Source organism: Synechococcus sp. BA-120 BA3, assembly GCF_034931285.1.
GTDB lineage: Bacteria > Cyanobacteriota > Cyanobacteriia > PCC-6307 > Cyanobiaceae > Cyanobium.
Genome location: NZ_JAYGHZ010000310.1, coordinates 1 through 8,153 on the forward strand (window position 1 = coordinate 1; position 8,153 = coordinate 8,153).

10 protein-coding genes are annotated in these 8,153 nt (G+C 71.3%); 4 read left to right on the plus strand and 6 right to left on the minus strand.

The annotated features are described in order from the left end of the window. The first annotated feature begins 90 nt into the window (after window positions 1-90). The gene (locus VB737_RS12825) at window positions 91-546 is read left to right on the plus strand and encodes an AIR carboxylase family protein (RefSeq protein ID WP_500313512.1); all 456 of its coding nucleotides are present in this window, start codon (window positions 91-93) and stop codon (window positions 544-546) included. Between the two features lie 79 nt (window positions 547-625). Beyond that, the gene (locus VB737_RS12830) at window positions 626-1,717 is read left to right on the plus strand and encodes an AI-2E family transporter (RefSeq protein WP_500313497.1); all 1,092 of its coding nucleotides are present in this window, start codon (window positions 626-628) and stop codon (window positions 1,715-1,717) included. Here VB737_RS12830 and cysC read toward each other — a convergent pair. The 3 genes from cysC to VB737_RS12845 are packed head-to-tail and all read right to left on the minus strand — an operon-like array spanning window position 1,692 to window position 3,689. Beyond that, window positions 1,692-2,318 carry an adenylyl-sulfate kinase gene (cysC, locus tag VB737_RS12835; RefSeq protein ID WP_500313499.1) on the minus strand — a complete coding sequence of 209 codons (627 nt, stop codon included), beginning with the start codon at window positions 2,316-2,318 and terminating at the stop codon, window positions 1,692-1,694. The genes VB737_RS12830 and cysC overlap by 26 nt on opposite strands. 44 nt (window positions 2,319-2,362) lie before the next feature. After that, complete coding sequence (locus tag VB737_RS12840; protein ID WP_500313500.1) at window positions 2,363-2,686, minus strand: translation initiation factor; 324 nt, start codon at window positions 2,684-2,686, stop codon at window positions 2,363-2,365. Continuing rightward, window positions 2,679-3,689: a phytanoyl-CoA dioxygenase family protein gene (locus tag VB737_RS12845; RefSeq protein ID WP_500313502.1), complete on the minus strand. Its 1,011-nt coding sequence runs from the start codon at window positions 3,687-3,689 to the stop codon at window positions 2,679-2,681. The genes VB737_RS12840 and VB737_RS12845 overlap by 8 nt, the downstream gene beginning before the upstream one ends. Before the next feature lie 135 nt (window positions 3,690-3,824). Here VB737_RS12845 and trpB point away from each other — a divergent pair, with 135 nt between their 5' ends. Then, window positions 3,825-5,084: a tryptophan synthase subunit beta gene (gene trpB, locus VB737_RS12850; protein WP_500313504.1), complete on the plus strand. Its 1,260-nt coding sequence runs from the start codon at window positions 3,825-3,827 to the stop codon at window positions 5,082-5,084. Between the two features lie 4 nt (window positions 5,085-5,088). Here the strand turns inward: trpB and VB737_RS12855 are convergent, their stop codons facing one another. From VB737_RS12855 to VB737_RS12865, 3 genes are all read right to left on the minus strand, one after another. Further along, window positions 5,089-5,874 carry a proteasome-type protease gene (locus VB737_RS12855; RefSeq protein ID WP_500313506.1) on the minus strand — a complete coding sequence of 262 codons (786 nt, stop codon included), beginning with the start codon at window positions 5,872-5,874 and terminating at the stop codon, window positions 5,089-5,091. Then, complete coding sequence (locus VB737_RS12860) at window positions 5,874-6,884, minus strand: HrcA family transcriptional regulator (protein WP_500313507.1); 1,011 nt, start codon at window positions 6,882-6,884, stop codon at window positions 5,874-5,876. Before VB737_RS12860 ends, VB737_RS12855 begins: the two co-directional genes overlap by 1 nt. Before the next feature lie 81 nt (window positions 6,885-6,965). After that, window positions 6,966-7,328, minus strand: coding sequence for a rhodanese-like domain-containing protein (locus VB737_RS12865; RefSeq protein WP_500313508.1), 363 nt, complete (start codon window positions 7,326-7,328; stop codon window positions 6,966-6,968). A 54-nt stretch (window positions 7,329-7,382) separates the two neighbouring features. Between VB737_RS12865 and VB737_RS12870 the strand changes: the two genes are divergently transcribed. Continuing rightward, on the plus strand, window positions 7,383-8,153 hold a 771-nt coding region (locus VB737_RS12870), incomplete at its 3' end, for a DUF3352 domain-containing protein (protein ID WP_500313510.1).

An 8,153-nucleotide genomic window follows, 5' to 3' on the forward strand; every position in this document is an offset into this window, starting at 1 on the left:
GAGCGCCGGGGGCTGGAGACCCTGCTGCTGGTCGACATCGCCACCGCCCAGGACCTGCTCGCCCCCGCCGGCGCCGCGGCGGCCCCGGCGCTGGGCCACATCGATCTGATCCTCGAGGGCCCCGCCCCGGAGCACGCCATCCGCACCTGGCTGCCCTCGGGGCTGAAGCTGGAGGCGGCCGCGGCCCGGGGCCTGCGGGTGATCATCGCCGGGGCGGGCGGCGCCGCCCACCTGCCCGGCATGGTGGCGGCCTTCTCGATGCTGCCGGTGATCGGCGTGCCCGTGCGCAGCCAGGCCCTCTCCGGGGTGGACTCCCTCCATTCGATCGTGCAGATGCCGGCGGGGATCCCCGTGGCCACGGTGGCGATTGGCGGCGGTCTCAACGCCGGCCTGCTGGCGGCCGCCATGCTGGCGATCGCTGATCCGGTGCTCGCCGAAGCCCTGGAGTCCTATCGCCGGGGGCTGCACGATCAGGTGGTGGCCAAGGACGCGCGCCTGCAGGCCCTCGGCAGCGCTGCCTACCTGGCGGCGATGGGCCAGCCATGAGGCGCTGGCCGCCGCCGACCCGGCAGGCCAAGCTGGTCGGCGATCGTCGATCCTCCGGGGCCTGGCCCCGCTCCCGCTGATGCTCGAGCGGCTGGTCCTGCCACCCTGGCTGCGGTTCTCCCTGGCCCTGCCCCTGCTGGTGCTCAACCTCTGGGTGCTGCGCCAGTTGCTGGTGCCCCTGGCGCCGTTCCCGGCCCTGTTCCTGACGGCGGCCCTGCTGGCCTTCCTGCTCGACATCCCCAGCCGCTGGCTGATCCAGCGGGGGCTGCCGCGACCCTTGGCCCTGCTGCTTGTGCTGGGGCTGAGCCTCTCGGCGGTGGTGCTGGCTGCGCTGGTGCTGGTGCCGCGCCTGGTGGAGCAGCTCGGCGACCTGGTGCTGGCCCTGCCCAGCTGGCTGGCGCAGGGGGAGACGCTGCTGGGGCAGCTGCAGCGCTGGGCCACCGAGCGGGGGCTGCCCACCGATTTCGGCGGCCTGAGCAGTGACCTGATCACCCGCACCAGCAAGATCGCCTCCCAGCTGAGCCAGCAGGTGCTGGGCATCCTGGGCGCCACCGTCGGGGTCACCGTTAACACGGTGATCGTGCTGGTGCTGGCGGTGTTCCTGCTGCTGGGGGGCGAGGGCATCGCCAGGGGGCTGGTGGAATGGCTGCCCGCCGGCACCCGCTCCCTGGTGCTCAGCACCCTGGACCGCACCTTCCGGGGCTACTTCGCCGGCCAGGTGGTGCTGGCCCTGATCCTCAGCGGCGCCCAGAGCCTGGTGTTCACCCTGCTGGGCATTCCCTACGGCGTGCTGTTCGCGGTGGCGATCGGCTTCACCACCCTGATCCCCTACGCCAGCGCCCTCACCATCGTGGGGGTGAGCGTGCTGCTGGCCCTGCAGGATCCACGCACCGGCCTGGAGGTGCTGGCGGTGGCGATCAGCGTTGGCCAGGTGGTCGACCAGGTGATCCAGCCGCGGCTGATGGGCTCGATCGTGGGGCTGCAGCCGGCCTGGCTGCTGATCAGCCTGCCGATCGGCGCCCGGCTGGGGGCGCTGATGGGTCTGGGGGAACTGCTGGGCCTGCTGCTGGCGGTGCCGGTGGCCAGCTGCGCCAAGACCTTTCTCGATGCCTGGGCCCTGCGTCTGCGAGCCGAACCGGAGCCGTTCAGGCCTCTGCCGGAGCCGGAATGATGCCGCGCCGCTCCAGCTCGGCCATCACCTGGGCCACCGAATCGTCCAGGCTCTGCTCCCCGGTGGCCACCCGCAGCTCGGGGGCTTCGGGGGCCTCATAGGGGCTGGAGATGCCGGTGAACTCCTTGATCTGCCCGGCCCGGGCCTTGGCATAAAGCCCCTTGGTGTCCCGCTGTTCGCAGACCGCCAGGTCCGCGGCGCAGTGGATCTCAAGGAAATCACCCGCCTCCACCAGCTCCCGGGCCCGCTGGCGGTCGGCCCGGAACGGGGAGACGAAGGCGGTCAGCACCACCACGCCGGCATCGAGGAACAGCTTGGCCACCTCACCGATCCGGCGGATGTTCTCCTCCCGGTCGGCGTCGGAGAAACCCAGATCGCTGCAGAGCCCGTGGCGGACGTTGTCGCCATCGAGCACGTAGCAGGCCAGCCCCTGCTCGAACAGGGCCGAGTTGACCGCGTTGGCCAGGGTGCTCTTCCCCGCCCCCGAGAGGCCCGTGAACCAGAGGATGGCGCTGCGGTGGCCCCGCTGGTGGGCCCGGGCGGCGCGGGTCACGGTCGAGTGGTGCCAGACGATGTTGGTGGCCTTGGCAGGCGGGGTCATCTCGGACACGGAAACGGGGCGGGGGCTTCGGGTCGCATTCTCCCCTACCCCCCCGCCTGCTTCGGCCGGTAGCCGTCCTGCTCCAGGGCGGCCATCGCCGTCGCCACGTGATCCCCCTGCAGTTCGATCATCCCGTCCTTGAGGGTGCCGCCGGTGCCGGCGGTGGCCTTGAGCCGTTTGAGCAGCTGGCGCGCCTCGGCTTCGGGGGCCTCCAGGCCGGTGATGGCGGTGACGAGTTTCCCCCCCTTGCCCGCCCGGGTGCGCTGCACCCGCACCTTCTGGAGCCCCCTGGGCGTCGGGGCCGAGTCGGCCTCGGGCCGCTGCAGGCTCTCCGGCCCGCTGAACTCCCTCCAGCCCCCCTTAGGCATCGGTGGCGCCTCCAGCGATCAGCCCCTTGAGGCGGCGGCCGGCGGCGGCGACCAGCCGGGAGGGCAGGGACCTGGGGCGCATGGTCACAGGCAGGGTGGGCGGTTCGGAGAAGTCGTAGCCGCCACCGACGCGGTGCCGGGCCAGGGCCTTGTGGCCGGCGGCGGCCGTGTAGTGGCAGACGTACGACCGACGGGTGAGCGCGGGGTCGCCCATCGGGGTGCCGCCGTGGATCAGGGCCCCGTGCCAGATGAGCACGTCGCCGCGCCGGGGCAGGTAGATGCTCGGGCTCCAGCCCTGGGCCTCGATCAGGGCCTCCAGATACCGGCTGTACCCCGCCGCCGTCCCGGGGTCGCTGTCGCGACTGGCCAGGATCCCGCCCCCGCCCCAGTTGTAAAACTGATCGTCCGCCAGCCGATGGGAGCCCTTGTAGTAGACGAGCGGTCCGGCCTGATCGCTGATGTCCTCCAGGGGGATCCAGGCGGCGGCCAGGTGGCCCAGCCGGCTGTGGTGGTGCACGTAGGAGAAGTCCTGGTGCAGGGACTGTTCACTGCTCTTCCAGAAGGTGAGCGTCTGGATCAGCCCCGGTGCCGATCCGAACAGCTCATCGAGGAAATGGATGACGGGATCGGCGAAGGCCAGCGCACGGGCCGTCTCGAAGTAACGGTGCAGGTCGTTGAGCTTCAGGCCCGGGCCCGCCTCGCGCAGATCGGTGATGCCGAGCACCGAGAGATTGCGCAGCACCCGGGCGTCGTAATGCTCCGCCTTGCCGTCGATGCCGATCATGCCGTGCAGCAGCGAGGTGCGGGCCAGGGCCGGCAGGGCCTCGAGGTCCCGGTCCATCCGATCGAGGAGCTCCGGGTCCAGCACCTGCGGAAAGATCACCACACCATCGCGCAGGAAATCGAGCACGGGGGGCGAATAGATCCGGCCGGCCAGATCCGGCTGCTGTCGATACAGCCGTTCCGCCAGGGGCAGGGAGGTGAGGTAGTCGGCGGGAAGCATCTCTGGTGTTCGCGGGCGACGCGGTCGGCAGCCTCTCCAGCGGATGGTTCTCCGGTGGCGCCCGGATGCCCCTCCACCGCTGCCGCCCCGGGTGGCGGCTCCCTAAGGTGAATTATCTCCTTTCGCGCAGCGCCGGTGACCAGCACCGCTCCAACCCGCAGCGCCGATCCTGCCGAGCTGCAGCCGTCGGTCCGCCCCGATGGCCTGGGCCGTTTCGGCCCCTTCGGCGGGCAGTATGTCCCGGAAACGCTGATGCCCGCCCTGGCCGAGCTGGAGGCGGCCGCCGCCGAGGCCTGGGCCGATCCCGCCTTCACCGCCCGGCTCAACCACCTGCTGCGCACCTATGTCGGCCGCCCCACCCCCCTCTATGAGGCGGAGCGGCTCAGCGAGCACTACCGCCGGCCCGAGGGGGGGCCGCGCCTTTGGCTGAAGCGGGAGGACCTGAACCACACCGGCGCCCACAAGATCAACAACGCCCTCGGCCAGGCCCTGCTGGCGCTGCGGATGGGCAAGAAGCGGATCATCGCCGAAACCGGCGCCGGTCAGCACGGGGTGGCCACGGCCACGGTCTGCGCCCGCTTCGGGCTGGAGTGCGTCATCTACATGGGCGCCGAGGACATGCGTCGCCAGGCCCTGAACGTGTTCCGGATGCGCCTGCTGGGGGCCACGGTGCAGCCCGTCACCGCCGGCACCGCCACCCTCAAGGACGCCACCAGCGAAGCCATCCGCGACTGGGTCACCAACGTGGAGAGCACCCACTACATCCTCGGTTCGGTGGCCGGCCCGCATCCCTACCCCATGCTGGTGAGGGATTTCCATGCCGTGATCGGCCAGGAGGCCCGGACCCAGTGCCTGGAGGCCTTCGGCCGGCTGCCGGATGTGCTGATCGCCTGCGTGGGCGGCGGCTCCAACGCCATGGGCCTGTTCCATCCGTTCGTGCAAGACACCTCCGTGCGCCTGATCGGGGTGGAGGCGGCCGGGGAGGGTGTGGCCACCGGGCGCCATGCCGCCACCATCACCGAAGGCCGGGTGGGCGTGCTGCACGGTGCCATGAGCCTGCTGCTCCAGGACGACGAGGGCCAGGTGCAGGAGGCCCACTCGATCAGCGCCGGCCTCGACTACCCCGGCGTGGGCCCGGAGCACAGCTACCTGCGCCAGATCGGCCGGGCCGAGTACGCCGCCGTCACCGATGCCGAGGCCCTGGCGGCCCTGCAGCGGGTGAGTCAGCTGGAGGGCATCATCCCGGCGCTGGAGACGGCCCACGCCTTCGCCTGGCTGGAGTCCCTCTGCCCCACCCTGGCCCCCGGCACCGAAGTGGTGCTCAACCTCTCCGGCCGCGGCGACAAGGATGTCAACACGGTGGCCGAGAAGCTGGGCGACGGTCTGGCGGGCTAGGGCCTCAGAGGGGATCGTGCTCCCATGGGAAACGGGGCAGCTTGTTGAGTCCTTCCTGCATGTGGCGGGTCCACACCTCCATGGTGTGCTGGATCTCCGGTGCGTCCTTTTCGAGTTTCAGGTGCCGGGTCACCTTGAAGGCGTCCCGGGGAACCAGGGCGATCTCGAAGGGTGGCCCCACGGTGAGATTGGAGCGCCGGGTGACGATCTCCGACACCAGGCAGAGCCGGGCCGCATCCTCCAGGGAGAGGTCCGGGCGGCCGATGTAATCGAGGGGGGGTTTGCCATACTTGGTTTCGCCGATCTGCAGGAAGGGCGTGTCATCGGTGGCCATGATCGCGTTCCCCTGGGGATAGATCATGTAGAGGCCATGGGGCTGGCCGGCGATCTGGCCGCCGAGGATGAAGCTGGCCTCGCCGCTGGCCCCCGCCTGGCGCAGGTTGGGATTGAACTCCTTCTGGACCATCACGTTGAGTCGGCCGATGTAGTCGGCCACCTCGAACAGGTAGCGGGCGGTGAGCATGCTCGGCCCGGCCGGTGGGTCGTCCTGCCGCGTCCACTGGGGGCTGGGGCCGGCGCCATGGTTCTCGATGTCACGGCGGATCCGGTTGAGCACCGCCTGGGTGGTGCCCAGGTTGCCCGCTGCCATCAGCACGAACAGCCGGTCGGGGGCCGGAGCCAGCACGTGCATCTTGCTGTAGCTGGAGATGTAGTCGACCCCCGCATTGGTGCGGGAGTCGGAGGCGAACACCAGGCCGCTGTGGAGCAGGAAACCGAGGCAGTAGGTCATCAGCTGAGCAGCCTCTCCAGGATCGAGGCCACCGACTGAACCGCGGCGCGGGCGGTGGCGTAGGCCATCCGCATCGGACCCACCAGCCCCACCTGGCCGCGGCCGCCGTGGCCGGTGCGGTAGGTGGCCTGCACCACCGCGCACTGGCCGAGGGCGGCATGGGGATGTTCCGTGCCGATCCAGATCGCTTCGGTCGCGACCTGGTCCCGGTCGCCGGTGATCCCGAGCAGGGCGCGGGGGCCATGCTCCACCAGCTGCACCACGGGCAGCAGGCTGGAGCTGTGGCGGAATTCGGGCTGGGCCAGCAGCCCGCCCAGGCCGGCGGCCACCACGGCATCGAGCTCCTCGCTGCGGATGCGGCCGTGGCTGTCGAGGGCCTGGCGCAGCAGGCCACCGCTGCGGCGCAGTTCCGCCGGCAGCCGCTCCCAGGGGATGCGGCCGTTGCCTCCGGAGCGGAGCTGCTCGTTGCTCCAGCGCTCCAGGATCGGCAGTTCCTCCTCCAGGCCGGCGCCGAGGCGCAGGTTGAGGCTGGTGCTGAAGTCGGGCCCCTGGACGAGAAACACCAGCAGCCGGTCGCCGCTGGGAACGAGCCGCACCGCCTGCAGCAGGGGGCTGGGCCGCTGGGGGCGGGTGATCAGGCTGAGCAGGCCGGTCAGATCGGCCAGACGGCGGGCCAGGTGCAAGAGCAGGTCATCGAGGGCCGCCCACTGCAGGCTGATCCCGGCCAGCTCCCGCTCCAGCTGCAGGGCGGCGGCCCCCGGGGCCGGCAGCAGCTGATCGACGTAGAGGCGGTAGCCGCGCTGGCTTGGGATCCGTCCGGCCGAGGTGTGGGGCTGGGTCAGCAGGCCGCGCTGCTCCAGGGCCCCCATGGCCGTGCGCACCGTGGCCGGGCTGGCCGGCAGCCCGAAACGGCGCACCAGCGTGTGGCTCCCTACGGGTTCGACGGTGTCCACGTAGTGCCGCACCGTGGCCCGTAGGACCTCCTGTTGTCGGCGCGGCAGCGTGTCCAAGGAATGGGGGTAAAAGTTGAAAAGATAAACAGAAAATTCATCCTAGTTGCGCCTGACCCGCCGACCCCCCGGCACGGGGACTCAGTAACGGGGAACCTGGGGATCCACCTCCCGGCTCCAGGCGTCGATGCCCCCCTGCAGGTTCCAGACCTCGCCGTAGCCCTGCTCCTGCATCAGCCAGCAGGCGAAGTGCCAGCTGCGGATGCCGGCATGGCAGAGCACCACCACCGGCTGTTGCCGGTCGATCAGGGTCTCCAGCTCCGGGATCCATTCCCTGGAGCGGCTCAGGGGCAGATGCACCACCGGGTGGGGCAGGCGTGCCTCCGCGAGCTCCTGGTCCTCGCGCACGTCCACGATCCGGAACGGCTCCCCCTCCGCCAGGCGTCGCTGCAGCTCCAGGGCGGAGAGGGTGCGGGGGCTGGCCGGGTGGGTCGGCTCGTCCATGGCGGGCGTGGGAGGGGGGGTGGCGTCAGGATGGTCCCATCCTGCTGAGAACCGATGAAGGCCCGCCCATTCCTGGCGGTGCTGCTGGCCCTGGTGCTGGTGGTGTTCGGTCTGGGGCTCGGTGGCTGGTGGCTGGTGTGGCAGCGCAGCGCCCTGCGTCTGCAGCGGCTGCCGCTGGTGGTGCCGCGGGCGGCCCGGTTCGTGCCCCGGGATGCCCCCTTCAGCCTCCACCTGTTCAGCGATGGCGAGCAGCCCCTCGACTACGCCCGTGCCGTCGCCCCGCCCCGCCAGCGACGCCAGGCGGCGGATGCGGTCGGCCGGCTGCGCGATGGGGCGTTTGCCGCCGCCGGTCTCGACTACGACACGGAGCTCAGCTCCTGGCTGGCGTCCCCGGTGGGCCTGGCCCTGTTCGAGGCGGATGCCGGCGGCGCGGCAGGGGGCGAACGGCGGGGGGGCTGGCTGCTGGTCCTGGGCAGCCGGGACAACGGCGGCGCCCGTCGCTTTCTGCAGCGTTTCTGGCAGACCCGCAGCCTGGCGGGAACGGATCTCCAGATCAGCACCTACCGGGGCCTGGGCCTGATCAGCGGCCGGGGGGGCCTGGTGGGCCGGACGCCGATGCCCCTGGCCACGGCCCTGGTGGACGATGACCTCGTCCTGATCGCTTCGGGACGGGGGGTGCTGGAGCAGGCCCTCGACGTCTCCCAGATCGACGAGCTCAACCAGGCTGGCCAGCCCGGCTTCCAGGAGGGGCTGCGGCGGCTGGGCACCGGGGCCGCCCTGGTGCAGGCGGCTCCGGATGTCCTGGAGCGCTGGCTGGGTCTGCCG

What these genes read in the sequence shown, in the direction of transcription:
- VB737_RS12840 (WP_500313500.1), bottom strand. Translation starts at nt 2,686, where the DNA reads ATGCCTAAGGGGGGCTGGAGGGAGTTCAGCGGGCCGGAGAGCCTGCAG.
- VB737_RS12855 (WP_500313506.1), bottom strand. Translation starts at nt 5,874, where the DNA reads ATGACCTACTGCCTCGGTTTCCTGCTCCACAGCGGCCTGGTGTTCGCC.
- VB737_RS12830 (WP_500313497.1), top strand. Translation starts at nt 626, where the DNA reads ATGCTCGAGCGGCTGGTCCTGCCACCCTGGCTGCGGTTCTCCCTGGCC.
- VB737_RS12865 (WP_500313508.1), bottom strand. Translation starts at nt 7,328, where the DNA reads ATGGACGAGCCGACCCACCCGGCCAGCCCCCGCACCCTCTCCGCCCTG.
- cysC (WP_500313499.1), bottom strand. Translation starts at nt 2,318, where the DNA reads ATGACCCCGCCTGCCAAGGCCACCAACATCGTCTGGCACCACTCGACC.
- VB737_RS12845 (WP_500313502.1), bottom strand. Translation starts at nt 3,689, where the DNA reads ATGCTTCCCGCCGACTACCTCACCTCCCTGCCCCTGGCGGAACGGCTG.